Consider the following 25,423-nt stretch of genomic DNA (forward strand, 5'->3'; position numbering starts at 1 on the left):
ATCGGTGTCCTTGGCTGCCTGCGCGCCTTGCGCGAGCAGCTCCCAGTCCAGTGCGACACCTGCGGCTTTACGGTGCAGTCTGCGCAGGTCAGCGAGCAGGAGCAGGCCGGTTCGGGGCGGCTGGCGGCCAGTTCGCTGACTACCGTACGGATCGATGCCAGTGCGCCGGAACTCCGGGGTGCTTCGTGGTCCAGTTCGACGCCATAGCGCCGGGCGGCGGTGGCCAGTTCGCGGACGTGATCGGCCGACCACTTCGCCAGGTCGCGCGCGACGTAGTGGACCTCGTGTTCGGCCTTGTGCCGGTCGGAGACCCTGCGCAGGTCCTTGGCCAGCGCGGCCTCGGAACGAATAGTCACACGGCCGGCCGTTCGTACCGGGCAACGGCGCCAGGTGGACGGCCGACGCTCGAGCCACCACGGTGTCTCGCGGATCGACGCACAGCAAGGAAGGGGGATTCGGTCCAGCGAGCCGGTCGAGGATACGGCTCCACACGGCTTGTGTCTCCGCGACGTTATGTCCGAACAGGGCGATGACGTCGGCATGGTCCACATCGGAATAGGACGCCGGTTGACCGTCGCAGCCGAAGGACTGTTTGAGCGATTCGGCCGCCGTGGCGGTGCACAGGCGGGTATTGCCGTCCACGTGATTGGTGCCGATCGCACCGTGAGCGATGGCTGCGAGAGTGTAGTACTTCTCGGCGAACAGCTGGCCGCTTGTGTAGAACCCCAAGGTGCTCGGGCCTTGTTCGTCCAGCAACTGCTTGCTCCGCGCGACGACACGGCTCATCGCTTCGTCCCAAGTGGACTCGACGAGTTGGTCGCCTTCGCGAACAAGGGGAGTGGTCAGGCGGTCAGCGGAATTGTTGGCCTGCCACCCGAACAAGTTCTTCGGGTCGAGCCTGCCGTGGTTCACCCGGTCATCGGCCCGGCCGCGCACGCCGACGATGCGACCGTCCTTGACGGCCAGGTCCATGCCGTCACCGTTGGAGTGCAGCACCGCCGCGTACGCACCCAAGTGTCGACTTCCTCTGGCTTTACACCGTCGGCTAGGTAGCTGTCGACCCGCACTGGCCAGCTCTGCCCGGCGCCGTAAGGAGTCCGGCTGCCCCACGGTTTTGTCGATGCCGTGAATTGGGTATTCGTGAATGGTGAGACTGCGAGTGATCGCGTCGCCGTACCACGACGGCCTGGCGGAGTTCGATCGTGGCCGTGGTCCCACGCGCCTGCTGCAAGCGGCGTCGCATGAACTGGCGGCGGAGTCGATCGTGACCGTTCCAGCCGTCGACACGTCGTTGCCCGAGGCTGCCCGGGTCTTCGAATTGGCCCGGCACCTGAGTCACTGTGTCCGGTCGGCACTCGACGAAGGTTTGTTCCCCCTTGTCCTCGCGGGTGATTGCAACAGCAGTCTCGGCACCGCGGCTGGGTGCGGCACCGACGGCCTTGGCGTTGTGTGGCTCGACGCCCATCCGGACTTCGACACGCCGGACCAGAGTCATTCAGGTTCACTGGACGCGATGGGACTTGCCGTGCTGACAGGCCGTTGCTGGTCGAACCTGCGGCAGAAAACCCTTGGGCTCGAACCGATCGACGACGCCAGCGTGCTGCACGTCAGTGCCCGGGATTTCGAGTCAGGCCAGCGCGAGGAACTGCACCGGTCCGGCATCCACGTCCTGGAAGGGAACACCTTCACCGACGCCGAACTTCGTGCGGAACTGGACCATCTCGGCAATCGGGTGCGCCGGATGTACCTCCATATCGACCTCGACTGCCTCGACCCGAGCGAAGGGATCGCCAACCAGTACAGCGCCGACGGCGGCCTGAGCTGCGCGCGACTGCAGGGCATCATCGAGAATGTCTTTGGTCGGTTTGACGTATCGGCCGCCGCCGTGACGGCGTACAACCCCGACAGCGACGTCGACGGGCGAATGGCAAGCACCGCAACGCGGGTACTTGCCACTATCGCCGCGTGCGTCAACGGGTGATCAGTCCACAAGCGACGCGACCGCCCGCGTCTCCGGTCGCCAATGTCGCCGCATCCGGTCCGGTGGCTGAGTAGCGACTGGGAATGTTGGCGAAGTTGTCCGGCAGGGCGTGGATGATGATCGCGCTGCGGTCGGCGTCGAACAACGCCGCGGCGGTCAGTTCGTCGTTGTCGTTGGCGCTGCTGGCCGTGCCGTCGGCGGAAACATAAAGCGAGGGCAGATCGCCGGTGTGGTGGCCGTGGCCGGAACCGTCCAAGTTGAGGTGCCCGCCCGCGCTCAGAAACGGGACCACAGCACCGTTGGGATCTGTGGCCCTCGGATCGCACACGCCGACCGAATGCACATGGAACGCGTGGAACCCCGGCGTGAGACCGGTCAGCTTGCCGCTGACGAGGATCTTGCGGTTGATCGAGTCGAAGCGGACGCTGCCGAGCACGGCACCGGACACATCGCGAACGATCGCCCGGCCGACACTGCTGCTCTCGCTGCCGGCTGCCGCGGCAGCCGGTACGACGGCGGCCAGAACTGCAAGGGCGGCAAGAACTCCTGAAGTACGGCGCATGATGCCTCCTGAAAAGACCAATGGCCAAGTCGTACCAATTCCGGCCAGTGGCGGGGAGAGCAAATCAGCCTTAGTCCTCCCCGAGACTACTTGGGGAGCGCAGGCTCGTTGCAGCGGATCGGTGGCGCGCTTTCCTTCAACGGCAACGCTATCCTCGCTCAGCGCTGATCGATGCGGGCCTGGATGCCGTCGAGGATGGTGTCCAGGCCGAACGCGAGCGCGTGCTCGGGGTTCTGGGCGGCGTTGAACTGAGCGCCGACCGCACTGCCGACCCGGGCGGACAGCACGAGGTCATCGTCGACCATGACCTGCGAAAGGACCGGGGAGACCACGCCCCACCATTCGGCGTCGGTCATTCCGGACTCGGCCTGGGCGCGCACCGTGCTCCGGCGCGCCCGTGCCGCGCTGTCGACGTGGCCGAGCACCAGCGTCAGTGCGGCGTCCATCTCGATGTCGGACAGGCCGATGCCGTCCAGAGGCCGTAGCTCGGTCTCGTATTTGCGGCTGATGTTCGGGCCCAGATTGGGCCGGGTGGAGCGGATGTCCAGCAGCCACGGGTGCCGCTCGTAGAGGGCCCAGTTCTGGGCCACGACGAACTTCATCGCCGCGCGCCAGTCTCCAGCCCGGGCCGCGGCTTCGACGTCTTCGTAGAGCTCGCCATGGACCGAGTCGACCATCAGCGCGGTGAGCTCGTCCTTGCCGGGGACGTGCGCGTACAGCGACATCGCGCCGACGCCCAGGTGGTTGGCCACTTTGCGCATCGATACGGCGTCGAGCCCGTCAGCGTCGGCGATCTCGATGCCCGCGGCGACGATCGCGGTCACGGACAGGCCGGACCGTCCAGGGCTCGGGTGGTGGCCCCACAACAGGTAGATGCTGCGGGCCAGATCTGGGGCCGGGGAACTTCGCGCCACCGCAGGGTCTCCTTCGCCTTGCATCTTTCGTACACCGTACCGTACGGTTACTTTCGTACGGCGTACCGTACGACGTAGATGGAGGATGAATGGCTCACGAGAAGACCGTGCCGCTGCTGCCGTGCCGGTCGATCGACGAGATGGCCGAGTTCTACGAGATGCTGGGATTCACCAGGATCTACTACCAGGTCCGGCCCAATCCGTACGTGTCGATGAAGCGCGAGGATCTCCAGTTGGATTTCTTCGGCATGCCGGAGTTCAAGCCCGAGGACTCCTACGGGACGTGCGTGGTGATCGTGCCGGACACCGGGGAGTTGTTCCAGGCGTTCGCCGAGGGGATGCGTGCGGTCCACGGGAAGCTGTTGGTGTCCGGGATTCCGCGGATCACTCGGCCGCGCAAGCGCAAGAACGTCGACAACTTGTCCGGGTTCACGGTGATCGATCCTGGTGGGAACTGGATCAGGATCTTCGCGGACAAGGCGGAACCGATGGAGCCGGTGCTGAGCAAACTCGCCAAGTCCCTGCGTAGTGCCGTGGTCATGGGGGACTCGCACGGGAGTGACGAGCAGGCCGTTCGAATTCTGGACATCGCGCTGGAACGTGACCAGGCGACTGCGGCTCCGGTCGATTTGGTCGAGGCGTTGGCGTATCGCGCTGAGCTTGCCGTGCGGGTTGACGATGAGGCTGGGGCTCGTGAGTTCTTGGCGAGGGCGGAGCGGGTTCCGCTCAGCGACGACGAGCGGGCCACCCTCGCCGGTACGCTTGCCGGCCTTCGGGATCTGGCGGTCGGGTCCGGCGACCTCGGTCAGGGCCCTGTCGAGGATCTCCAGTCCTAGCGACAGTTCGTCCTCCGTTGCGGTCAACGGCGGGCGCGATCCGACGCGCTACGGCGGCCCATGAAGGCCGGTGCTCAGGCGAAGGTGTGGAAGCTGGTGACGATCTGCTTCAGGTCTCGTTCCGTGGTCGCCTCCGGGACGTTCTGATCGCCCATGGCAACCAGCGTCACACTGTCGGAGTCGTCCGGTTTGTTCGGCTCCATCATCATCACTGCCACGATCACCGAAGCAGCGCTGCACGTGTCCTTCTCGGTCACCGGAACCGTCAGTTTCGCCGTGACGACGACTGCTTTCTTGTTGCGGAAGACCGTGATCTCTTCCGGGTCGCTCATCTCGGTCTCGGGCTGGACACGGTCCTTTGTGGTGAACACCGTGTTGGCGACGTTCTGCGCCGCCGCGGCCACGCCGACTTCGATGTTGCCCTTGTTCGGCAGGACGACCAGGCCCGCCATCGATCGCCACGACTTCGGGTCGGTCGCGCAGTGGCCCTGCTTGTAGATCGACGGGGCGACCAGGCTGAGCTCGTCGTGATCACCGAAAGTGGCCAGGCCACCCGGTATCGGCTGCCACCCCGGCGGAACGTCGTAGGCCTTGTCGGTGTCCAGTGCGCCGCCGTTGTTGATCGGCATCACCTGCCAGCCGGGTACCTGCGGCGCTCCGGTTTGCCTTGGCTGCAACGGATCCCGCGGCTTGGTCGACGTCCCAGCGCCCGGTGCGGGCACTGCCTGGCCTGCTGTCGGGGTGGTCACCCGGACGAACAGCAGCGCAGCCACCGCCGCGAGCATCACCACTGCTGCGATGACCGACGCGAGGATCAGACTGTTCCGCTGCTTGGGCGGCGTGTCGTAGAGGCCCAGGCCTTTGTAGTCGTTCATCAAGGTCAGAGGGTACGCGGCCTTGGCCGGATCGATCGGCGGGCATGAAACCAGGACATTTCTCATCCGTGTGCGGGAGTGCCGCTCAATGGGAGTTGTGTGTCGTTCTGGAGTGCGCGCAGCAACTTCATCCCGGCGAACGCGGACGCGGCGACAGCGAACGCGATCGTTCCCCAGTTGCCCTGGATGGTGTCACCGTTCGGATAGGTGAACAGGATCAGCAGGACGGAAAGGCCGCCGATGAGGGCGACTCGTTTCGTGGGGATGGCGAACGCCGCACCGAGCACCAGCGGCCAACTGAAGTACCAGGCGAACGTCACCGACGACAGCAACACTGTTGCCAGCAACGCGAATGCCGCGTTCCGGATCGCGGTCGGCCCGCCCTCTCGCGACTTCCACCACAACCAGGCCACGACTCCGACCAGCACGGCCCAGCCGCCGAGCCGGACGGCTTGGACGACCGCGAACGCGTGCACGTCGACGAAAATGCCGAGCAGCGAACTGACAAGTTTGCCCACGACCGTCGGCAGCGAGAGCCAAAGGTCGACGATGACGTTGCCGTCCAACGCGCCGATCCAGCCGAGGTCGACACCTGCCAGCAAAGTGAACCCGCCGAACACCGCGACCACGATCGCCGCGCCGGCGCCTGCCGTGATGGCGAACGAACCGATGCGTGACGAGTCTCTGCGGTGCGCCATCCACACCCAGACCAGGAACGGCAAAGCAACCGCCGCGGTCGCCTTCACCGCGAACGCCGCGCCGACGAGTGCGAACCCGAGGGTGTGCTGTCGATTGAGGACGAACAGCGTCCCCGAGCACAGCAGTCCGATCATCAGCAAGTCGTTGTGCGCGCCGGCGACCAAGTGGATCAGCACCAGCGGGTTGGCGGCGACCAGCCACAGCGCGAAGGCCGGCTTACCGCCCAGGTGACGGCACAGTCCAGGCAGGGCGGCGCAGACCAGCGCGAGCCCGCTGAGCATGAGCAGCCGGATCAGGACCACACCAAGCAGGATGTTGGTGCCGGTGATCGCCACGACACTCTTGATCAAGATGATGAACAGCGGGCCGTAGGGCGACGGCGTGTGCAGCCACACTTCCGCGACATTTTCCGACATCGGCCCGAGCAGGCGGGACGGCCCGGCCGTGTACGGGTCGAACCCGGCATTGGCGAGAGCGCCTTGCGCAAGGTAGATGTACGGATCCTTGGTGAACAGCGGCGGCGCCAGGACCAGGGGAGCGGTCCAGGCCACCACGGCACGCACCACACCGGAGGCGTCGACCACGTTGGCCTTGATGGCCCGAGCCAGCATGATCCACGCCCAGACCAGCAGCGCGACGCCGGTGTACAGGGTGAACGTCGCGAGCATCTTGCCGTGGCCGTAGCGCCAGATCCCCAGCACAGTGTTGGACAGCAGCGGATCGTGCCGCAGCGTCGCACCGGCACCCAGCCCGCCGGCCAGAATCAAGATCGATCCGAGCAGCCCGAGCCGGATCGCCCGCCCACGCACAGAACCGTCACTGGGCTCTGTGGACGCCACGGGAATCGGTGTTTGTGTCGTCGCCATCAGCGGCGGAATATACCTGGGGTGGTTTCTTGGGTTGGGTCCGCTGGGTTGGTAAGCCGGTGATCAGAGGGGTGGGGAGGGGTCGGGAGGTGCTGCGGGGGTGTCCGGGGCGTGGTTGGGTTCGGGGTTCGTTCGGCTTCGCGGGTGTGCTGGGTTTGATGGTCTGGTTTCTGGGTTGCTGTGCCTGCTTTCGGGTTGGTTCTTTCTTTTGCTTCGGTTTCCAGCTGGGTTCTTTGTGCTTTGGCTTTTATTTCAGGGTTCTTTGTGCCCGCCACGGCTCGATTTGACTTGGGGCCCCTGCGGCGCGCTCGGGGAGGAAGCCGGGGAGTCCCCTTCGTTCCGCATCATTTATCCTTCGTGGCGCGAGGGGCCTCCCCGCACCGGACAGTTTAAGCGCGCCGCTACCCCAAGTAAAATCGAGCCTTCGCTCGGGGATGGGTTGCTTTTCTTTCTTTGTTTACCTCTGCTTCGTCACGCTGTTTCCGATACACTGGACGTATGTTCGAAACGCGCTCTCTGGATCGCGAGCAAGTCCTTTCCCGGCTTGCTCGCAATGCTCGGGCGCGTGCTTCTCTTGACGCCGAGGATGCTTGTTTGTTGGCGCGGTTCGCGGAGTTGTCTCCGGCGAATCGGGATGGTGTAGTGGTTGGGGATGGTGCTGCGGAAGAGATTGCTGTTGAGCTCAATGTGAGTCCTCGGGTGGCGTTGGCGAAACTTTTGCAGGCTCAGGAGATGGTCAACCGGCTGCCTGCCACCTTGGCCGCGCTGCAAGCCGGGGATATCGACGCTGACCGTGCCGCCACCATGACCAAACAAACCACCGTCCTGTCCGACGACCAGGCGCGGTGGGTGGAACAGCGCGTGCTGGAACGGGGGCCGAGGGCCGATCACTCCCGGTTCCGGCGTGCGGTGCGTGACACCGTCACCCGCGCCGACGTCACAGCCGCCGACCAACGACGCCAGCGCGCCCGCGAGGAAGAACGCGGCATCACACTCGTCGACCTGCCCGACGGCCTGGCCCAGTTGAAGATCACCCTCGACGCTGCCGAAGCGGTCACCGCGTTCAACCAGATCGACGCGTTGGCTAAGCAGCGCAACACCAAGGACCGGTCGCTGAAGCAGTGCCGGGCCGATGTGTTCATCGACCTGGTGGCGGGCAAGGACATCAAGCGTCCTGTCATCGCCACCAACGTGATGGTGCCGATGACCACCCTGGCCGGATTGACCGAGCAGCCTGGTGAACTGTCCGGGTATGGCGCGATCACCGCAGAGCACGCCCGCGAGTTGGCCCGCGACAGCACCTGGCGCCGCATCCTCACCGACCCCGCAGGCCACGTCCTGGAAGTCAGCCACCGCAGGTTCGCGCCACCCTCGCTGAAACGCCACATCCACCTACGCGACCGCACCTGCCGACAACCCGGCTGCGAAGAACCCGCCGAACGCACCGAAATCGACCACACCCAACGCCACACCGACCACGGCGAAACCAGCCACGGCAACCTCGCCGCCCTCTGCAAGAAACACAACCTACTGAAAGAGCGAAGCACCTGGAAGATCGAACAACCCCACCCAGGAACACTCACCTTCACCACACCAAGCGGAAAAACACACACCACACAACCGGAACCCTACGAACTGGAATAAGGCGACCAAAACAAAAAGGGGTATTGAAGGAGGGCGAATCGAAAAGCCGGGCATGGCGCTAAGGCGAGCAAAGGCGAAAGCTGGGCGTGAGGTGAGGTGGGCGAAGCGAAGGCTCGATTTTACTTGGGGTAGCGGCGCGCTTAAACTGTCCGGTGCGGGGAGGCCCCTCGCGCCACGAAGGATAAATGATGCGGAACGAAGGGGGACTCCCCGGCTTCCTCCCCGAGCGCGCCGCAGGGGCCCCAAGTCAAATCGAGCCGTGGCGGGCGACAAACGCTGGAAAGAAAGCAAAAGGAAAGAACCGAGCCGGAAGTAACCACCAAAGGGACCGGAACCCGGGATGATCAACCCATGCGGATAGCCCTCCTCGGACCCATCCAAGCCACCGCACCCGACGGAACCCGGACGGAAATCTCACCCCGCCTGCGCATGCTGCTGGCAAGACTGGCCCTGGCGGCAGGCAAGACGGTGTCCTCGGATTCGCTCATAGACGCCCTCTGGGGACAAACCCCGCCAACCGAAGCCCTCAACGCCTTGCACGCCCTGATCTACCGGCTCCGCAAAGCCCTGCGAGCCCCGGGAGTGATCGAGTCGGTCGGCACCGGCTACCGCCTCCGGGCCGACGTGGACGTAAGCCAGTTCGAAGCCCTAGCCGCCCGAGGAAGGCGAGAACTGACCGCAGGCGCGCCGCAGACCGCAGCGGCTCTCCTCGGCGAAGCCCTCGCGCTCTGGCGAGGCCCTGCGCTAGTCGACGTCCGCGAAGCCCCATTCGCCGACCCAGCTGCCGTGCGCCTGGAAGAGCTGCGGGCAGTCGTCATGGAAGACCGCTTCGACGCGGAACTCCGGCTCGGACACCATGCCGAAATCCTGGCCGACCTGACGGCCGCGTCAGCGGACCACCCGTTACGGGAGCGTCTGGCGGCATTGCGCATGCGAGCACTGGCTGCGGCAGGCCGTCAGTCCGACGCTCTGGCGGTGTACAAGGAACTGCGCGGCAGGCTCGCCGACGAGCTCGGCGTCGATCCGTCGGCCGACGTACGCGAGGCGCACCTGGCCGTATTGCGTGGCAGCAGTGACGAGCGCGAGCCGGTACCAGGCCGTCTACCTGCGCGGCTGACCAGCTTCGCGGGCCGCGAAGAAGAGTTGAAACTCGTCGCCGAGCTCCTCGACACCTCGCGGCTGATCACTGTGGTCGGCCCAGGTGGCGTCGGGAAGACGAGTCTCGCCGTCGCGGCAGCGACCCAGCACCGGACTCACCGGTCAGGTCGGCTGTGGCTGGTCCCGCTGGCGGGGGTGCAAAACGACAACGGCGTGGCCGACGCGGTCCTCGGCGCGCTCAGTCTGCCGAACGCCCGGCCGCTGGGTGGCGGTCCGGCTCAGCCGGTCGATCGGGTGGTCGAGCTGCTCGGCGTGAGCGAGGCCGTGCTCGTCCTGGACAACTGCGAGCACGTCGTGGAAGCCGCCGCGAGGTTCGCCCGCGAGGTGCTCGAACGGCAGCCCGGGCTGTCCATCCTGGCCACCAGCAGGGAACCGTTGGAGGTCATGGGTGAGGCGCTGTGCCGTCTCGGTCCGCTCGACGTTCCGCGGCACGGAGCCGGGACGGCCGCCGCCTGTGAATCGCCAGCAGTGCGGCTGTTCATCGATCGGGCGGTGGCCGCGCAGCCGGGTTTCCGGCTCGACGAGTCCACTGTGGAAGCTGTGGTCAACGTGGTGCGCAGCTTGGACGGGTTGCCGCTCGCGTTGGAGCTGGCTGCCGCGAGGCTGCGGTCGATGAGCGTCCAGCAGGTCGCGCAGCGCCTGCATGACCGGTTCCGGTTGCTGGCTACTGGCAACCGTGGGGCGGGACCCCGTCAGCGCACCCTGCAGGCAGTGATCGAGTGGAGCTGGGACCTGCTGACCGAGCAGGAGCAAATGCTGGCGCGCCGGATGTCGGTGTTCCCCAACGGTTCCGCCGCTGCGGTCGAAGCGGTGTGTGCGGACGAAAAGCTGTCGGCCGACGACATCGCCTACGTCCTCGGCTCGTTGGTCGACAAGTCTATTGTGGACTCGGTAGGCGCCGGTTATCGCATGCTGGAGAGCATTCGCGCCTACATGGCCGAGAAACTCGAGTCGGCGGGTGAGCGAGACGCCATCCAGGACAGGTTCCGGCGGTACTTCGCTGACATGGCAGAGCACCACGAACCGCTGCTGCGGTCTGCGGAACAGCCCGCAACACTGGCGCTGTTCGAGGCCGAGTACGACAACCTGATTTTCGCCCTGCGCTCGGCCATAGACACCCGCGATGCCAGCACGGCTGCCCGGCTGCTTGCCCCGTTGTGCTGGTACTGGAGCATGCCGCGGTACGACGCACGGGCCGAATCGTTCGTGACGGCAGTGCTCGAATTCGGTGACGCGCTGCCCGATGACGCTCGCGTGGCCTTCACCGCGTTCCAAATGATCACGGGCACTGGTCCGTTGACCGATGATCCTGAGTGGATCCGCGCGTTGATCGAGGACTGCGCGCGGACCGGCGCATTGCGCAGATACCCGATGGCGATGATGGCGACGCTGTCGGCGGGTTACCTCCTCGGTCTCGATGAGCTGGTCGAGCGCGAGATACGCGAGGTACGCGCGGGCTCGGACCGTTGGGCTTGTGCTTGCACGTACCTGGTCGAGGCCCTTGCCCATCATGACCGGGGCAACTGGATTGCGCTTGAGACCGCGACGTCGCAAGCGTTGGAGGCATTCCAAGAGACGGGAGATCGCCTGTTCACGGCGACCGTGCTCGCAGGCGTGGCCTATATCCACTCCGTTCACGGTGATCATGAGGCGGCCATCGCAGCCAATGAACAGGCCATCGCGCTGGGTCTGCCGAACGAGTGGGAGTACCGGCTGGGCCTGGCCAACACGCGGATGCGCGCGGGTGATCTGCCGGGCGCCCGGCGCGAGCTGGACAGCACCGAGCGGCTGGCCGACGAGAGCGGCTTGCGTCTGATCGAGGTCGGGCTCGCACTGGGCAAGGCGGAGTTCTTGCGGCGCTGCGGCGATCCCGATGGATCGGATCGTGAACTCAAGCGGCTGGTGAGGCTTGCCCGCGATACGCCAATGCCCGAAGACACAGCCCGCGACATGATCGCGTCACCGCGCATGGCGAACCGCCTCGCTGCTGGTGACGCAGCGGGAGCGCGAGCGTTGCTGCCCTCGATGATCAGTGCGGCATCGGTCTACCGTGACCCCGCTTCGGCCGCCCACCGCCTGGCGGCCTTGCTGTCGCTGGAAGGCGATCTGACCGGCGCGGCCACCACGCTCGGCATGAGCGAAGCCATCCGTGGTGTCTTCGACAACGGCGACCCGGACCTGCGCGAACTCGCCTCAGAACTCGTCGATCGGCTGGGCCAGGCCGAGTACGACCGGGCCTACCGCAGCGGCGCGGAAATGCCCCGGCAGGACGCGGTCGGCAGAGTGATGAGCTAACGCCTTACAGCGGCTATCAGTGCGTTATCAGTGGGCTGTCACTGCGGGCAGGCATCGTCGGCGGGGTGCTGAACACCGAAGGAGCCCGACGATGACCGAACCGTTCACCCAGGTGGAATTGCTTGTCCAGCGGTCCGCCGAGCACCCGTTCAAACTGCCGCCGGAACTCGTCCGGGTGCGCGACGAGCGACCACTGACCCCGATGATCTTTCCCGACGGCCACGAAGGCTGGCTGGCCACCGGTTACGACGAGGTCCGAGCAGTCCTCGGGCACCCGCGGTTCAGCAACCGCTACGAGCTGCAGCACATCCCGATGCCCGGGTTCACCGAGACAGCCCCACCCGCGGCACCCGGCGACTTCCTCGGCTTGGACGCGCCCGAGCACACCCGTTACCGCAAGCTGCTCGCCGGCAAGTTCACGACGCGCCGGATGCGGCTGCTCACCGAGCAAGTGGAGGCGTTCACCGCGGAGCGCCTTGACGCACTGGAACGCGAGGGGCCGACGGTCGACTTGATGGCGGTGTACGCGCGGCCCATCCCCGCCCAGGTCATTTGCGAACTGCTCGGTGTGCCGTACGCCGACCGCGAGTTCTTCCAGCGCCTCATCGAAGGCATGGTGTTCCGGGAAGGCATGTCACTGGAGGACATCGGCAAGAACTGGGCGTCGATGCAGGAGTACATCCGTGGGTTGGTGACGGCAAAGCGCAAGAACCCGACCGATGACGTCTTCAGCGAGCTGACCACCAGCGACCTGACTGACGACGAACTGTCCGGACTCGGCTCGTTCCTGCTGGGCGCCGGTCTGCACACCACAGGTGCCGTGATCGGGATGGCCACGTTCGCCCTGCTGATCCACCCCGACCAGTTCGCCGCCCTGCGCGACGATCCGGAACTCGCCGCAAACGCGGTGGAGGAACTGTTGCGCTACACCGGAATTGGCCCCGGCGCAGCACGAAGCGCGCTGGCGGACGTGGAGATCGAAGGCATCATGATCAAGGCAGGGCAGACGGTGGCCATGTCGTTGGACGCAGCCAACCGCGATCCCCGTAAATTCGCCGACGACGCGGACGAGCTGAACCTGCGCCGCAACGCGAACGGGCACCTCACCTTCGTGCACGGCATTCACCAGTGCCTCGGCCAGCACCTGGCCCGCCTCGAACTGCGGACCGCCCTTTCGGCTCTGGTCACCCGCTTTCCGAAGCTGAGCCTGGCAATTCCGGTGCGGGAGGTGCCGATGCGCACCGACGGCAACATCTACGACGTGGAGCGACTCCCGGTCACGTTGGCCGCGTGAGGCCAAGCCGGAACTGAGTCCGATGTGGACAACAGTTCCGGCCGGCACGGCCTAGTTCGGTGCGGTGACCTGACGGCCCCTGTACTGGCCGCACGCTGGGCAAGCGATATGCGGCGGGATCGGCTTGCCACAAGCCCGGTTCGGGCATGTGGTCAGCTGGGGCACCGAGATGGCCTTGTTCCACTGTGCCCGGTGATGGCGCACGTTGGCGCGCGACTTCTTGCGAAACATGGAGCTAGACATGGCTGTCCTATGCTGATGTGGGATGAGCAGTGCACGCTTGCGCAGCCCTGTCCGGCTTTGCCGATGACAGGGCTGGGGCGGGACAGCTAGGACGCCTCTGGCGTGTCTGACAGCTCAATGGCCACGAAATCGACCGTAACAGCGTGACTCTGGCACGGACAAACAGATTTCCCGGGCAGTACTGCGTCGCTCACGGGCAAGGCGGCTGGTAGTCCAGTTGGGACAGGTGCTGTTCCCAGACCTCTGGGGTCAGCACGTTGCGTGTGGTCGCGCAGATTCGATCGATCGCGTGTTGCCTGTCCAGGTCCCAGACCCGGATCAGATTGTCGCCAGTTCCGGTCACCAGCACGCGGGCGGTGGGGCTGAACGCGGCCGTGTACCCGGTGTCCATCCGGCCGGACAGCATGCCCATCGGATGGGCGTTGGCCGGGTCCGTGACATCCCACAGCCGGATCGTTTTGTCGGCGCTCGTCGTGGCCAAGGTCTTGCCGTCCGGGCTGAACGCCGCCGAAGTGACCGACTCGGTGTGCGCCGTCAACGGGGTTCCCACCAGCTGCAGGTTTGCGACGTTCCAGAGCCTGATGGTCTTGTCGGCGCTGGTTGTGGCGATGGTCTTGCCGTCGGGGCTGAACGTCGCTGAGTTCACCGCGCCGGTGTGCCCGGTAACGATGTTCCCCAGCGGGCGGGGTGCCGTCGGCTGGGCGACATCCCAGAGTTTGAGGGTCTTGTCGGCGCTCACTGTGGCGAGGACCCGCTGATCCGGGCCGAACATCAAGTCGTTGACGTAGTCGGTGTGGCCTGTGCTCAGATCGCCTAGGCGGGTGACCTGACCGTGGACACTCGTATCCCAGAACGTCACGGTGGCGTCGCCGTTCAAGGTCGCGAGGACGCGCCCGTCCGGGCTGAACGCGACCTGACCGCCGAATCTGGTGCTGAGCGCCAGGGGAGAGCCGATGGGTTGGGGACGGGCCGGATCGGTCACGTCCCACAGCCGCACTTTCTGGTCACCACCCGCAGTGGCCAGCGTGCGGCCGTCGGGGCTCAGCGCGAGGTTGTTCAGATACGTGTCGTGCCCCTCCAACGGAGGCCCGAAGGACTTCGGCCGGAGCGGGTCCGTCATGTCCCAGAGCCGGGCGGTCTTGTCGCCGCTCGCCGAGGTGAGCACGCGTCCGTCCCGGCTGAACTCCAGCGAACTGACCCAATAGGTATGTCCGGCAACGATTGTCGACGGGATCGACCACAGACTTACCGCGCTGCTGTCGGTTCCGGCCGCGAGCGTCCTGCCGTCCGGGCTGAACTCGACGGTGTTGACGCCACTGCTGCCAGCCGACAGCGGCTGCCCGAACGGGACGGGGTCGCTTGGGGCGGCAAGGTTCCACAGTCGAGTCGTGTTGTCCGTGCTGGCCGAAGCCAGCATCCGGCTGTCCGGGCTGAACGCGACCTGCCAGACAGCCGCGCTGTGCATGGCGATCGGCTGGCTTTGCTGCACGGGTCGTGCGGGATCCGTGACATTCCAGAGGCGGACAGTCTTGTCCTCGCCCGCGGTCGCCAGCATCCGGCCGTTGGGACTGAACGTCACCGAATGCACGGTGTCGGTGTTGCCGGTAAGAGGCTGCCCGAGTGCGGTGGGCTGCGCGGGATTGGTGACGTCCCATAGCCGGACGACCTTGTCGTTGCCCGCGGAGGCAAGAGTGTGGCCACTTCGGCTGAATTCGACGGAACGCACCGGTGCGGTGTGCCCGATGAGCGGCTCGCCTAGCGGCCGGGGACTGACCGGGTCGCTCACGTCCCAGAGCCGGACCGTGCGATCGTCGTTCGCGGTGGCTATGGTTTTGCCGTCCGCGGTGAACGATATCGAGTAGATGGTTCCGTTGTTGCCGGAGAACGGCTGGCCTAGTGGCTTGGGGTGCGCGGGATCTGTGACGTCCCACAGCCGCACGACCTTGTCGTCGCCCGCGGTGGCCAGAACCTTGCCATCCGGGCTGAACACCGCTGACGTGACCCAACTTGTGTGCTCGGTCAACGGTTCGCTCAGCGGGACCGGACGAGAAGGATCGCGCGTATCCCACAGCCGGACGGTGTTGTCGGCGCTGGACGTGGCCAGGACCTGCCCGTCTGACCGGAAAGAGGTCTCGTACACCGCGCCGGTGTGGCCAAGCAGGGGAGTGGCCAGCGGTGTGTTCTGGGTCGAGATCAGCCGGGAGTAGACCTCCTGGTCGTCCGGCCGGATCCGGTGGGCGACCAAGTTGAGCTGTGCCGAGAGCGACGGATCGGCCTCGGCGAGCCGGTCGGCTTCGGCCAGGATGCGCCGGAACTCCGCGTCGTTGCGCTCGGTGATCGCGACGACGGCCGCGACACCCGCGACAATCGCCAGCACGCAGACCAACGCGACAGCGACGCGCCGCGTCCACGTCGCCCGGCGTCGCTGGTTTTCCGACGCGGCAAGGAATTCGTGGGCGATGCCGGTCGGCCGGGACTGCTGTGCCCGGTGCAGCGCGTTCTCCAGCCGGGCGCCGCGGTAGAGCAGCGACGGGTCTCTGCGCTCGGCGTCCCAGGTTTCGGCGTCTTCTTCGAGACGTTGCCGTGCCAGGTTTCCGGCTCTGTCGTTGTCGATCCAGCTGCGCAACCGTGGCCAGGCTTGCAGCAGTGCCTCGTGGCTGATCTCCACCGAGTCGGCGTCCAACGTGACCAACCGGGCTCGTGCCAACGCCTCCAGTGCCTCCGCCGCGGCGGACGGATCGGCCGAACGCTCCACGATCTCGTCCCGTGTGGACCTTCGGCGGGTGTCCCTTGTGTCCCGTCCCACGTGGACCAGCCGGAGCATGACGTCCGGTGTCGCCGACTGGGCGGCCGGTGTCAGCTGGGCCCACGCTTGTTCGGCGGTGGCCGCGACCGCGCCGTGGATCCCGCCCGCGGCCCGGTAACCGCCGATCGTCAGCTTGCCTGCCTGCCGCCGTTGCCACGTGGCCAGCAGCGCGTGCGACAGCAGCGGCAACGCGCCAGCGTCGTACGAGCCGCCCTTGGTCCGTCCTGGAGTGCTCGCGCCAAGGTCCCGCATGAGCAAGTCGACCAGGCCGGTCTCGAACTGGACACCAACGGCCCTCGCCGGACGCGTGATCGCCTCTCGCAGTTCGGCCGCCGCCATCGCGCCGAGGACCATCTGCCGGTCCTGAAGCGCTTCGGCCAGCTCCGGGTAGTCCAGGCAGTGACCGTAGAAGTCGGCTCGGACTCCCAACACGACCAACGCGGGCGCGCCGCCGGGGTCACTTGCCGTGCACGCGGCGCGCAGGGCCTGCACGAACAGGTGGCGGTGGTGCTCGTCCCGGCACAGCGTGAAGGTCTCCTCGAACTGGTCGACGATCAGAACCAGCCGTGCGTCCCTGCCGGACTGCCGCTCGGCATACGCCGCGACACCCTGCCGAATCAGTGACGCGAAATCACCGGTTTCCTGTTCTTGACTGGTTGCCGAGGTCAGCACGTCAGCGACATAAGGAATGCGGCGGGCCATTTCCTCGACCGGATCCGCGCCTGGCGTCATGAATATGACCGGCCAATGGGCGGCCCCAGGTTCGAGCGGTGAACGTTTTGCCAGTGCCGCGCCAACGCCCGCTTGCAGAACCGAGGACTTGCCAGAGCCGGAGGCGCCGACAAGCATGATGATTCCGCCGGTTTCCACCGCGTCGTCGAGACGAGTCAGCAATGCGGCGGTGCTGCGCTCCCTGCCGAAAAACCAGTCGGAATCCTCCTGCCGGAAAGACGCGAGACCGCGGTACGGGCAAACGCCGGTATCCGCCTGGCGTGCGACATCGACATTCGGCTCGTCCGGTATTTCGCCGGTCGCCACCGGGCTGCTTTGCGCCTGTTCCCACAGCGTCCGCCACGCTTCCAGGTCGTACAGACCGTCCACCAGCGGCGCGGTGCGGGTTTTGCGGGCTTCGCCGATCAGGATCTCCAGCGTCGCCGCCAAGGCGGAGAACCGGGCCGGCACATTGCGCCCGCGCCGCCAGTCGCTGATCCGTTGGACGGACACCCGAGTCGGCCGGCCCGTTTCGTCCACGCGGCGGGCGCGCGCGACGGACTCGGCGACCCGCTTCAAGGGCGGATCCCCGGCCGCGGCGTACAGCAGCGCGAACCGCTCCGCGAACGCCGCGCGGTGATCCGGCTCCTGGCCAGGACTGGGCATCGGCTGTCCACCCCTCGGTTGGCTGTCCGTCCAGGTTCCGGACCGGAACATCCGTTCTTTTGTCTCTAGCAGGCACGCTGGACGTGCCCGGCCAGTGAGGGTAGCCCAAATGATCGTCGATGCAGCGAGAATCGCTGCGAACTTCGGTGGATCCTCGCCATGAACTCCTGGGGGCGGTGAACGTCGGCCGACTGGCTCCGGGGGGTCGCCAGTCGGCCGGCGAGGTGAGACCGACGCTGGTGGGCACGCGATATTCGCCCCGGCTGCGACGGCGGCTAACTAGGGGTGCCGCCGTAATGGTTGCGGCGAATATCCGTTCATGCTCGCTATTCGGGGATGATGGCGAGCATGTCCACGGTGTCCTCGGCGCGCCCTGTTCGTTCGAATGTCCGCAATTGACGATCCGCTCCGCCGCCTGCGGCGGTCAATTGAGCCACCTGCTTCTCGACGAATTCAAGGTCACCGTTTTCCCGTAGAATCGGTTTGAGCAGTTCCAGCAGATCGTTGAGCACAGCGTAAGCCGGAATCGGGACGCCGTGATGAGGATGCGGGCAGTCGCCGGTTATTCCGTCTCGTGCGGCTCGCCATAGCTGCGCACGCAGAACGTCGTTCGGCAGGTCCAGCGGCTGTATTGTGGTGTTCAACGCCATGTGTGTGAGCCCGCGAATGATCATAGCGAGCAGTACGGCCTCTTCCGCGGTCGCGGCAACGTCACTGATCCGGAATTCCAGCGTCGGCTGGTGCTCGGACAACCGGATGTCCCAGTACACCATCCCGCGATCGAGGATGGCCCCCGATTTGAGGCAGCCATTCACGATGGATTCGTAGTGGTCCACGGATGAGAACACGGGCGGGGACCCGGCCGACGGCCATTGCGTCCACTGCCGATAACGCCAGCTGTGATACCCGGTGTCGACACCGGCCTCGATCGGGGAATTGGCGGTCAGCGCGAGCAGAATGGGCAACCACGGCCGGGTGTGGTTGATCACCTGGATGCCCGCCGCCGCGTCAGGGATCCCGATGTGCACGTGACACCCGCACGTCGTGACCTGGTGGATCATCACGCCGAAGTGTTCGGCCATCCGCTGGTACCTGGGGTTCGGCGTGATCGCGGGCGGGTCAGGCTCCGGCAGCAACGCCGCGCCGCTGGGAACTATCCGAAGATTCCGGCGCGTACCGGCCGTGGCGAGCGCGGAACGCAAGTCGTGCAGTTGAGTCAGCAGTTCGTCGTGCGTACGGCAGACGCCAGTGGCGAGCTCTGCTTGTGACCGGGTCAGCTCGGTCTGCAGTTCGCCATCCTGCTCGTGCGCTGTATCGATGAGTGTCGCCGCGTGTCTGGACAGGTGGCCGTGGCTGTCCACGACGAAGAACTCCTCCTCGACCCCCACGGTCAACTGTTCGCCCATGTCCTGCTCTTTCCGCCATACAGTGTGTGCCGGAGAGATACCCAGCCAGCAGTGTTGTTAGACGCGGTCAGACGCTGTTAGACGCGAAACACCACCGGGTACGCCTTAGAGCGAGCCAAGGAGGTGCTTATGCGGGCTGTCGTGCTCAACTGCACGCTGAAGAAGTCGCCGGAACCGTCCAATACGGAGAAGCTGGCCGGACCTGTGGCGGCGGGCCTGCGGGACAAGGGCGTGGCCGCGGAGTCGTTCCGGGTCGTGGACTACAACGTCCCGCCGGGGGTCGAGACGGACCTCGGCGACGGTGACCAGTGGCCGCAGTTGCACAAAGCGTTGCTGGCGGCCGAGATCCTGGTGATCGCGTCACCGACGTGGCTCGGCAGGCCGTCGTCGGTCGCCCAGCGGGTGCTGGAACGGATGGACGCGATGCTGTCGGAGACCGACGAGCAGGACAAACCGGTGGCGTACAACAGGGTCGCCGGTGTCGTGGTAACGGGCAATGAGGACGGTGCACACCACGTCATCAGCGAGATCTCCGGTGCGCTCAACGACATCGGGTACACGATCCCCGGGCAGGCGTGGACGTACTGGAACATGGGCCCCGGCCCTGGACCCAGTTACTCCGACACCGAGCACGGTCACCAGTGGTCCTACAAGACCGCCGCGACCATGGCCGACAACCTGTTCGCGGTCGCGTCCGCGTTGCAGGCCAATCCGATCTGATGACCTGATCCACCATGCGACTGCGGCGGAGCGACCCGGCCAAGCCGGGACTGACCAGACGGCGCCGGGGCAAGAACTGGCAGTACGTCGACGAGACAGGCGCGTCCGTCGACCAGGAGACCCGGCAGCGGTGTGCCGAGCTGGTCATCCCGCCTGCCTGGCAGAACGTCTGGATCTGCCCGTACGCCAACGGCCACATCCAGGCCGTCGGCATCGACGACGCAGGCCGTCGGCAGTACATCTACCACGAGCAATGGCGTCAGGAGCGCGACGAGGAGAAGTTCGACCGCGTTCTGGAGCTGGTCGAGCGCCTGCCCGAGTTCCGCGAGTCGATTGGCGCCGACCTGGCTGACCGTGGCCTGACATGTGCCCGGGTGCACGCGGGGGCGCTGCGGATGCTGGACCGTGGGATTTTCCGTACGGGTGGTGAGGAGTACTCCGACGACAGCCGTGGCGTGGCGACGTTGCTGCGTGACGACGTCACAATCGTGCGTGGGGATCTGGCGTTCTGCTTTGTCGCGAAAGGCGGGGTGGAGCGCAAGGTGCGGATCAAGGACGAGCTGTTGGTCAAGTTGGTCCGGTCGTTGCGCCGGTCTGCCGCGGACACCGACCGTCTGCTGGTGTACCGCGAAGGCAGGCAATGGCGTGAGGTGCGGGCCGACTCGATCAACGCCCGGTTCAAGGAGCTGACCGGACCCGAGTTCACGGTCAAGGACCTGCGGACGTGGAACGCCACCGTGGTCGCCAGTGTGGAGCTGGCGAAGGCCGAGCGGCCCACGTCCAAGACCGCCGCCAAACGCGTCGAAGCCGCCGTACTCGACCAAGTCGCCGGACATCTGGGCAATACCAGGGCAGTTGCTCGCAGGTCCTATGTGGATCCGCGGGTGATGGAGGCGTTCACCGAGGGCAGGACCATCGATCTGAGCGCGGTGAACGGACGGCAGAGCATCGAACGCGCCGTGCACAAGCTGCTTACCAGCGCATCGTAGGGCGGTTGACGAACCAGCCAGCTGGGCATCCCAGATGTGCGGGAAGGAGTGTGTGCGTGATGGCGCAGGACCAGTACGCCAAGCAGGACCCCCGGTCGCAGTACCCGCGACCGGACAGCCAGGACGAACAGGAGCAAAGCCATCCGGGTACCGGGCGGCGAATGGGGCCGCGGCCGGACCACGGTGAGGACACCTATCGCGGGTGTGACCGGCTCGTGGACCGCAAAACGGTGATCACCGGCGGCGACTCGGGCATCGGACGGGCAGTGGCGCTGGCGTTCGCCCGTGAAGGCGCCGACGTCCTGCTGTCCTACATGGAGCAGGAGGAGACAGACGCCAAGCAGACCGCTGAGCTGATCCACCAGGCAGGCCGCCAAGCTGTGCTCGTACCCGGCGACATCCAGGACGAGGAGCATTGCCAGCGGATCATCGATCGCGCGGTCAAGGAGTTCGGCCGGATCGACGTCCTGGTGAACAACGCCGCATACCAGATGTCCCAGGACGACGGCCTGCTCGACATCACGACCGAGCAGTTCGACCGTGTCCTCAAGACGAACCTCTACGCGCTGTTCTGGCTGTGCAAGGCGGCCGTGCCGCACATGCCACCCGGTGCCAGCATCATCAACACCTCGTCCATCCAGGCGTTCCAGCCCTCGCCGAACCTGCTGGACTACGCGGTGACCAAGGCGGGGATCGTCAATTTCACCAAGGGCCTGTCCACCGACCTGATCGGCAAGGGCATCCGGGTCAACTCGGTCGCTCCCGGTCCGGTGTGGACACCGCTGATCCCGGCGACCTTCCCCGCCGACAAGGTGGACTCGTTCGGCGCGCAGACGCCGATCGGGCGTGCCGCACAGCCTGCCGAGCTCGCACCGGCCTATGTGTACTTCGCTTCCCAGGAGTCCAGTTACGTCACCGGCGAGGTTCTCGGCGTCACCGGTGGCAAACCACTCACGTGACGATGGGGATGAACGATGGCAGGCAAAGTTGTGGTGATCACCGGAGCAAGCGGGGGAGTCGGGCGCGCCGCGGCACGTAAGTTCGCCGCCCGCGGCGACCGGGTGGCACTGATCGCTCGTGGACAGTCCGGGTTGGACAGTGCGGCCGCTGATGTGCGGGCAGCCGGTGGACAGCCAATGGTAGTACCGGCGGACGTAGCAGACGACGCCGCGGTGGAAGCCGCGGCCGAGCGCGTCGAACGGGAATTCGGGCGGATCGACGTGTGGGTCAACGACGCCTTCGCTGGCGTGTTCGCACCGTTCACCGCCATCACACCGGCCGAGTTCCGCAGGGTCACCGAGGTGACGTATCTCGGCTACGTGCACGGCACCCGGGCGGCGCTCAAGCGGATGCTGCCCCGGGATGCCGGTGTCATCGTCCAGGTCGGTTCGGCGCTGGCGTACCGGGGAATTCCGTTGCAGTCCGCGTATTGCGGTGCCAAGCACGCGATTCAGGGCTTCAACGAGTCCTTGCGGTGCGAGCTGTTGCATGCCAAGTCCAAGGTCCGTGTCACCATGGTGCAACTGCCCGCCACGAACACACCGCAGTTCGACTGGGTGCTGTCCCGGCTGCCTCGACGGGCGCAGCCCGTGCCGCCGATCTACCAGCCAGAGGTCGCAGCGCGCGCGATCGTTCGCGCGGCGGAGCATCCGCGCAGACGTGAACGGTGGGTCGGCATGTCCACAGTGGCCACCTTGCTCGGCGACAAGTTCGCTCCGGGACTCCTCGACCACTACCTGGCAAGGACGGGCTTCTCCGCGCAGCAGACCGGGAAATCCCGGGATGCCGGTCAACCGGTCAACCTGTGGGAGCCGGTGGACGACCGGAAGGGGACAGATCACGGCGCGCACGGCGACTTCGACGAAACCGCCCACAGCCACAGCACCCAACAATGGGTAGCCCGCCACCCAGGGCTGACCGCAGGTGCCGTACTGGCGGTGGCCGCGGGTGTGGCCGGTGTCATCCGGAGTCGATGACCACATGATTCCAGTGTGGACAAACACTCGGCTCGGTGCCGTACACGCGCTGACGGAAGGCGGCCCTGCCCGGGGAGACGTCGTCATCATGCCAGGCTTGGGCGTGTCCGTGTATTTGAGGTCAAGCGTCTCCTCCTTGGCCGCGGCCGGTTTCCGCGCGTGGTTGCCGGATCCGCCGGGGTTCGGTGACAGTGAGGCCCCGCCGCGCAGCCTCGGAATCACGGATATCGCGGCGGTCGCCGTGCAATGGTTGCGGCTGCGGGACCTCGGCAGCGTGACGCTGATCGGCCACTCCTGCGGGACCCAGGTCGCCGCGCACGTCGCGGCCTCGGCGCCCGAGTTGGTGCAGCGGCTCGTACTGGGCAGCCCGACAGTGGATCCCCGGTACCGCACGTGGCCGAAGGCCCTTGGCAGGTGGTTGCGGGACGGCCGGCGGGAGCCCAGTTCCCTGACCAAGACCCAGCGGCCGGAGTGGCGCCGAGCCGGACCGGCGCGGCTGTTGCGGCTGGCCCATTCGATGCTGGCGGACGACATCGAGACGACCCTTCGCCGAGTGACGTGCCCGGTGTCGGTCATCCGCGGTGACCGTGACCCGATCAGCACGGCTGAGTGGGCTCGCGGCTTGGGGCATTACGTGGAGCTTCCTGGGCTGGCGCATGCGTTTCCGTATGAGGCTCCGTCGTCCTTCGCCGAGGTGTTGCTGGAATCGGAGCAGTCATGAGCACCGTCAAGCCCGCTGACGCCATCGCTGCGTTCGATTCCGCCAGTTCCATGCTCTCCGCCACTGCCCGGGGACTACGCGACGAACCCTTCGACCGACTCGGCCGTGGACGCCTGTTCGCAGCCACCCTGCGCGTGGCGAATCTGCTGCCAAGACCGGTTCGTCAACGCCTCTACGCGGTGGCTGGTGGCGCGGAGGGCGTGCCGCCGGGCCAGCTCGGTTCGGTCGATCTCGAGGCCGTGGCGGGCTGGGTGACCGATCACTACCCGCGGAACCAATACCCAGCGGTGTTGCTTGGCTCGTCCAACGGCGCTGCTGTTCACCTGGCTACCGCTCTCGGCGCGCCATGGTTGCCGCAGACTTTGCTGGTCCCGGTCCGGTGGTCGGGCAACGACCCGGACAGGCCAGACCGGGCGCTGGAGTTCGGCGCCGATGTCGCGCCGGACTTCTTGCGCCGCAACCCCGACATCGTGCTGCACCACATGCACGACGCCAATCAGGACTGGTTGATGATCCGTCAGATGGCGTATTTCAGGGTGAAGCGTCGTCGTCTTGGTGCCGCCTACGAACGGTTCCTGCGTGAGTGTCTCGCTCCCAACGCGCCGATCATCGTGCTGGCAGACAGTTCGACATGGCCCGTGACCACGGTCGGTGACCGGCATGTCTTCCAGATCGGGGCGCAAGGAGGAATCAGGCCGCAGGACTACGACCGACGCGGAATCGAGCCGGATGCCGACGCACCCGAAGCTGAGTGGGGATTCGACGCGGACCTGCTCGACGACGTCCAACGATTCGCCGCCGCAACCGGGCATCCGGTGCACGTCGTGCGCTATCCGGACACACACGCCTTGTCAGCGCCGGTCGCCGACATCTACCGAGAATGGCTCGGCGGGACGGCTGACCAGTTGCTAGTCGAGTCCTTCCTGCTCATCGACCCGACTCGCACGCGCCAAGCAGGCCTGGTACCGCTGTGGACGATGTTCTCCGTCGAGTCCGCAGTGGACGTAACAGAGAACTACCTCAGGTCCAGGTCTTTCCGTGCTGTCCATATCGGATTGTTCCCGCACGGCGTGCGGTCGAGGGGGATCGCGGAACCCGACCGATGGCGCGAACGCCTGTCGGGAGTGGACACCGACTTCGTCGGCGTGGACACCCGCCGCTTTCCAGCGGACTTCGCGGCATTGGTCCGCTACGGCTCCGCGCTGCGCGCAATGCCGCGACTGTCCGCTCCAGCCCCGGGAACGCTCGCCATCGACAAGGCCATGGGTTTGCTGACCAGCGCCCTCTCCTAGTCAGGCCGTCGCTGTTCCTTCAGCTCCATGCCGCCTTCTTCGTCGGGAACCGACTCCTCGGACGTGTTCTCCGGCGAGTCCTCGTCCGCATACGTCGGCTTGGTGTGCTCGCCGGCGAAGTCCGGGTCCTCCTCCATGCTCTCGGCCGTGGCCCGGTCGATCTCCGGTCCCGTCATCGGCCGAGCGCCTTCTGCAGCTCAGACTTGCTCATGCTGGACCGGCCCTTGATGTTGCGCCGCTTGGCCTCGTTGTAGAGCTGTTCCTTGGTCTGGCCCTTCGGCCGGTTTGTGCCCGATCGCTGGCCGCCACGGCTTTGCGGAGACTTGTCCTTGGTCGAGGACTTGCTGGCGGTACGGGACTCGCCGGACTGTGCACGGTTCTTGTTGACCGTGCGGGCCGCGATCTCCTCAGCCCTGCCTTCGCTCGCGCCGCGGCTCTTGGCTGAGGACTTGATGTGCTTGTACTGCCGCTCTCGTTTGTTGCTCCACGCTTTGGGCATGGCTTCCTCCTTGGCTCCTAGGGAGGATGTACCCGCTGGTCACGGTGTTATGCCTCGTGGGTGGATTTGGTTTGGCAGGGTCTGTTGGCTTTGGTTTCTGGCTGGGTTTGCGGTTGCTTTGGGTTGCTTTGGGTTCCAGCTTGGTTTTCTTTTTCTTCGTTTTCCAGCAGGGGTTCTTTGCTTTGGCTTTTATTCCGGCTTTTGGTGCCTGCTGCGGCTCGATTTGACTTGGGGCCCCTGCGGCGCGCTCGGGGAGGAAGCCGGGGAGTC

At 66.0% G+C, this 25,423-nt stretch carries 21 protein-coding genes and 1 pseudogene; 12 read left to right on the forward strand and 10 right to left on the reverse strand.

Features of this window, described 5'->3' with window-relative positions; genetic code table 11:
• Positions 1–366 precede the first annotated feature (366 nt).
• Positions 367–1,067, reverse strand: a pseudogene (locus tag B9C43_RS55340) (molybdopterin-dependent oxidoreductase); the annotation flags it as partial.
• 77 nt (positions 1,068–1,144) lie between these two features.
• Here B9C43_RS55340 and B9C43_RS00475 point away from each other — a divergent pair.
• Positions 1,145–1,981: an arginase family protein gene (locus B9C43_RS00475; protein WP_084424073.1), complete on the forward strand. Its 837-nt coding sequence runs from the start codon at positions 1,145–1,147 to the stop codon at positions 1,979–1,981.
• Here the strand turns inward: B9C43_RS00475 and B9C43_RS00480 are convergent.
• Both B9C43_RS00480 and B9C43_RS00485 read right to left on the reverse strand, forming a co-directional pair.
• A complete protein-coding gene (locus tag B9C43_RS00480) occupies positions 1,971–2,543 on the reverse strand; it encodes a superoxide dismutase family protein (protein WP_084424075.1) in 573 nt (190 codons plus the stop codon). The genes B9C43_RS00475 and B9C43_RS00480 overlap by 11 nt on opposite strands.
• Positions 2,544–2,701: 158 nt before the next feature.
• Complete coding sequence (locus B9C43_RS00485; RefSeq protein WP_033391023.1) at positions 2,702–3,457, reverse strand: TetR/AcrR family transcriptional regulator; 756 nt, start codon at positions 3,455–3,457, stop codon at positions 2,702–2,704.
• Positions 3,458–3,546: 89 nt separating this feature from the next.
• On the opposite strand from B9C43_RS00485, the gene B9C43_RS58260 reads away from it, so the two are divergent.
• Positions 3,547–4,293, forward strand: coding sequence for a VOC family protein (locus B9C43_RS58260; RefSeq protein ID WP_084424077.1), 747 nt, complete (start codon positions 3,547–3,549; stop codon positions 4,291–4,293).
• A gap of 74 nt (positions 4,294–4,367) precedes the next feature.
• Here the strand turns inward: B9C43_RS58260 and B9C43_RS00495 are convergent, their stop codons facing one another.
• Both B9C43_RS00495 and mptB read right to left on the reverse strand, forming a co-directional pair.
• Complete coding sequence (locus B9C43_RS00495) at positions 4,368–5,168, reverse strand: DUF8017 domain-containing protein (RefSeq protein WP_143445981.1); 801 nt, start codon at positions 5,166–5,168, stop codon at positions 4,368–4,370.
• 62 nt (positions 5,169–5,230) lie between these two features.
• Positions 5,231–6,733, reverse strand: coding sequence for a polyprenol phosphomannose-dependent alpha 1,6 mannosyltransferase MptB (gene mptB, locus B9C43_RS00500; protein ID WP_200825379.1), 1,503 nt, complete (start codon positions 6,731–6,733; stop codon positions 5,231–5,233).
• Positions 6,734–7,231: 498 nt separating this feature from the next.
• Here mptB and B9C43_RS00505 point away from each other — a divergent pair, with 498 nt between their 5' ends.
• The 3 genes from B9C43_RS00505 (at position 7,232) to B9C43_RS00515 (ending at position 13,124) form a co-directional block, all read left to right on the forward strand.
• Positions 7,232–8,377, forward strand: a complete 1,146-nt coding sequence (locus B9C43_RS00505; RefSeq protein ID WP_084424083.1) for an HNH endonuclease — start codon at positions 7,232–7,234, stop codon at positions 8,375–8,377.
• A gap of 351 nt (positions 8,378–8,728) precedes the next feature.
• On the forward strand, positions 8,729–11,830 hold the full coding sequence (locus tag B9C43_RS00510) for an ATP-binding protein (protein ID WP_084424085.1): 3,102 nt from the start codon (positions 8,729–8,731) through the stop codon (positions 11,828–11,830).
• 91 nt (positions 11,831–11,921) lie between these two features.
• Positions 11,922–13,124: a cytochrome P450 gene (locus B9C43_RS00515; protein WP_084424087.1), complete on the forward strand. Its 1,203-nt coding sequence runs from the start codon at positions 11,922–11,924 to the stop codon at positions 13,122–13,124.
• A 51-nt stretch (positions 13,125–13,175) separates the two neighbouring features.
• Here the strand turns inward: B9C43_RS00515 and rpmF are convergent, their stop codons facing one another.
• From rpmF to B9C43_RS00530, 3 genes are all read right to left on the reverse strand, one after another.
• Positions 13,176–13,355: a 50S ribosomal protein L32 gene (gene rpmF / locus B9C43_RS00520; RefSeq protein ID WP_084424089.1), complete on the reverse strand. Its 180-nt coding sequence runs from the start codon at positions 13,353–13,355 to the stop codon at positions 13,176–13,178.
• 202 nt (positions 13,356–13,557) lie between these two features.
• Complete coding sequence (locus tag B9C43_RS00525; protein WP_084424091.1) at positions 13,558–17,550, reverse strand: nSTAND1 domain-containing NTPase; 3,993 nt, start codon at positions 17,548–17,550, stop codon at positions 13,558–13,560.
• Between the two features lie 326 nt (positions 17,551–17,876).
• Positions 17,877–18,956: a carboxylate-amine ligase gene (locus B9C43_RS00530; protein WP_084424093.1), complete on the reverse strand. Its 1,080-nt coding sequence runs from the start codon at positions 18,954–18,956 to the stop codon at positions 17,877–17,879.
• 129 nt (positions 18,957–19,085) lie between these two features.
• On the opposite strand from B9C43_RS00530, the gene B9C43_RS00535 reads away from it, so the two are divergent.
• The 6 genes from B9C43_RS00535 to B9C43_RS00560 are packed head-to-tail and all read left to right on the forward strand — an operon-like array spanning position 19,086 to position 24,654.
• Positions 19,086–19,676, forward strand: coding sequence for a flavodoxin family protein (locus B9C43_RS00535; RefSeq protein WP_033393574.1), 591 nt, complete (start codon positions 19,086–19,088; stop codon positions 19,674–19,676).
• A gap of 14 nt (positions 19,677–19,690) precedes the next feature.
• Positions 19,691–20,665 (forward strand): DNA topoisomerase IB, encoded by a 975-nt coding sequence (locus B9C43_RS00540; RefSeq protein ID WP_084424095.1) that lies wholly within the window; start codon positions 19,691–19,693, stop codon positions 20,663–20,665.
• Positions 20,666–20,724: 59 nt separating this feature from the next.
• Positions 20,725–21,624 carry an SDR family oxidoreductase gene (locus tag B9C43_RS00545; protein ID WP_033393576.1) on the forward strand — a complete coding sequence of 300 codons (900 nt, stop codon included), beginning with the start codon at positions 20,725–20,727 and terminating at the stop codon, positions 21,622–21,624.
• A gap of 15 nt (positions 21,625–21,639) precedes the next feature.
• Complete coding sequence (locus B9C43_RS00550) at positions 21,640–22,641, forward strand: SDR family oxidoreductase (protein ID WP_084424097.1); 1,002 nt, start codon at positions 21,640–21,642, stop codon at positions 22,639–22,641.
• A gap of 4 nt (positions 22,642–22,645) precedes the next feature.
• Positions 22,646–23,362 (forward strand): alpha/beta fold hydrolase, encoded by a 717-nt coding sequence (locus tag B9C43_RS00555; protein ID WP_084424099.1) that lies wholly within the window; start codon positions 22,646–22,648, stop codon positions 23,360–23,362.
• A complete protein-coding gene (locus B9C43_RS00560; protein ID WP_084424101.1) occupies positions 23,359–24,654 on the forward strand; it encodes a hypothetical protein in 1,296 nt (431 codons plus the stop codon). The genes B9C43_RS00555 and B9C43_RS00560 overlap by 4 nt, the downstream gene beginning before the upstream one ends.
• On the opposite strand, the gene B9C43_RS00565 is transcribed toward B9C43_RS00560, so the two are convergent.
• The gene (locus tag B9C43_RS00565) at positions 24,651–24,830 is read right to left on the reverse strand and encodes a hypothetical protein (RefSeq protein WP_084424103.1); all 180 of its coding nucleotides are present in this window, start codon (positions 24,828–24,830) and stop codon (positions 24,651–24,653) included. The two genes, B9C43_RS00560 and B9C43_RS00565, sit on opposite strands and share 4 nt — an antisense overlap.
• Positions 24,827–25,153, reverse strand: coding sequence for a hypothetical protein (locus tag B9C43_RS00570; RefSeq protein WP_033393581.1), 327 nt, complete (start codon positions 25,151–25,153; stop codon positions 24,827–24,829). Before B9C43_RS00570 ends, B9C43_RS00565 begins: the two co-directional genes overlap by 4 nt.
• Before the next feature lie 26 nt (positions 25,154–25,179).
• On the opposite strand from B9C43_RS00570, the gene B9C43_RS55345 reads away from it, so the two are divergent.
• Positions 25,180–25,380: a hypothetical protein gene (locus B9C43_RS55345; RefSeq protein WP_143445983.1), complete on the forward strand. Its 201-nt coding sequence runs from the start codon at positions 25,180–25,182 to the stop codon at positions 25,378–25,380.
• The last annotated feature ends 43 nt before the right edge of the window (positions 25,381–25,423 follow it).

Source organism: Kibdelosporangium aridum, from assembly GCF_900176515.1.
GTDB lineage: Bacteria > Actinomycetota > Actinomycetes > Mycobacteriales > Pseudonocardiaceae > Kibdelosporangium > Kibdelosporangium aridum.

What these genes read in the sequence shown, in the direction of transcription:
- B9C43_RS00475 (WP_084424073.1), top strand. Translation starts at nt 1,145, where the DNA reads ATGGTGAGACTGCGAGTGATCGCGTCGCCGTACCACGACGGCCTGGCG.
- B9C43_RS00480 (WP_084424075.1), bottom strand. Translation starts at nt 2,543, where the DNA reads ATGCGCCGTACTTCAGGAGTTCTTGCCGCCCTTGCAGTTCTGGCCGCC.
- B9C43_RS58260 (WP_084424077.1), top strand. Translation starts at nt 3,547, where the DNA reads ATGGCTCACGAGAAGACCGTGCCGCTGCTGCCGTGCCGGTCGATCGAC.
- B9C43_RS00495 (WP_143445981.1), bottom strand. Translation starts at nt 5,168, where the DNA reads ATGAACGACTACAAAGGCCTGGGCCTCTACGACACGCCGCCCAAGCAG.
- mptB (WP_200825379.1), bottom strand. Translation starts at nt 6,733, where the DNA reads ATGGCGACGACACAAACACCGATTCCCGTGGCGTCCACAGAGCCCAGT.
- B9C43_RS00505 (WP_084424083.1), top strand. Translation starts at nt 7,232, where the DNA reads ATGTTCGAAACGCGCTCTCTGGATCGCGAGCAAGTCCTTTCCCGGCTT.
- B9C43_RS00510 (WP_084424085.1), top strand. Translation starts at nt 8,729, where the DNA reads ATGCGGATAGCCCTCCTCGGACCCATCCAAGCCACCGCACCCGACGGA.
- B9C43_RS00515 (WP_084424087.1), top strand. Translation starts at nt 11,922, where the DNA reads ATGACCGAACCGTTCACCCAGGTGGAATTGCTTGTCCAGCGGTCCGCC.
- rpmF (WP_084424089.1), bottom strand. Translation starts at nt 13,355, where the DNA reads ATGTTTCGCAAGAAGTCGCGCGCCAACGTGCGCCATCACCGGGCACAG.
- B9C43_RS00525 (WP_084424091.1), bottom strand. Translation starts at nt 17,550, where the DNA reads ATGCCCAGTCCTGGCCAGGAGCCGGATCACCGCGCGGCGTTCGCGGAG.
- B9C43_RS00530 (WP_084424093.1), bottom strand. Translation starts at nt 18,956, where the DNA reads ATGGGCGAACAGTTGACCGTGGGGGTCGAGGAGGAGTTCTTCGTCGTG.
- B9C43_RS00535 (WP_033393574.1), top strand. Translation starts at nt 19,086, where the DNA reads ATGCGGGCTGTCGTGCTCAACTGCACGCTGAAGAAGTCGCCGGAACCG.
- B9C43_RS00540 (WP_084424095.1), top strand. Translation starts at nt 19,691, where the DNA reads ATGCGACTGCGGCGGAGCGACCCGGCCAAGCCGGGACTGACCAGACGG.
- B9C43_RS00545 (WP_033393576.1), top strand. Translation starts at nt 20,725, where the DNA reads ATGGCGCAGGACCAGTACGCCAAGCAGGACCCCCGGTCGCAGTACCCG.
- B9C43_RS00550 (WP_084424097.1), top strand. Translation starts at nt 21,640, where the DNA reads ATGGCAGGCAAAGTTGTGGTGATCACCGGAGCAAGCGGGGGAGTCGGG.
- B9C43_RS00555 (WP_084424099.1), top strand. Translation starts at nt 22,646, where the DNA reads ATGATTCCAGTGTGGACAAACACTCGGCTCGGTGCCGTACACGCGCTG.
- B9C43_RS00560 (WP_084424101.1), top strand. Translation starts at nt 23,359, where the DNA reads ATGAGCACCGTCAAGCCCGCTGACGCCATCGCTGCGTTCGATTCCGCC.
- B9C43_RS00565 (WP_084424103.1), bottom strand. Translation starts at nt 24,830, where the DNA reads ATGACGGGACCGGAGATCGACCGGGCCACGGCCGAGAGCATGGAGGAG.
- B9C43_RS00570 (WP_033393581.1), bottom strand. Translation starts at nt 25,153, where the DNA reads ATGCCCAAAGCGTGGAGCAACAAACGAGAGCGGCAGTACAAGCACATC.
- B9C43_RS55345 (WP_143445983.1), top strand. Translation starts at nt 25,180, where the DNA reads ATGTACCCGCTGGTCACGGTGTTATGCCTCGTGGGTGGATTTGGTTTG.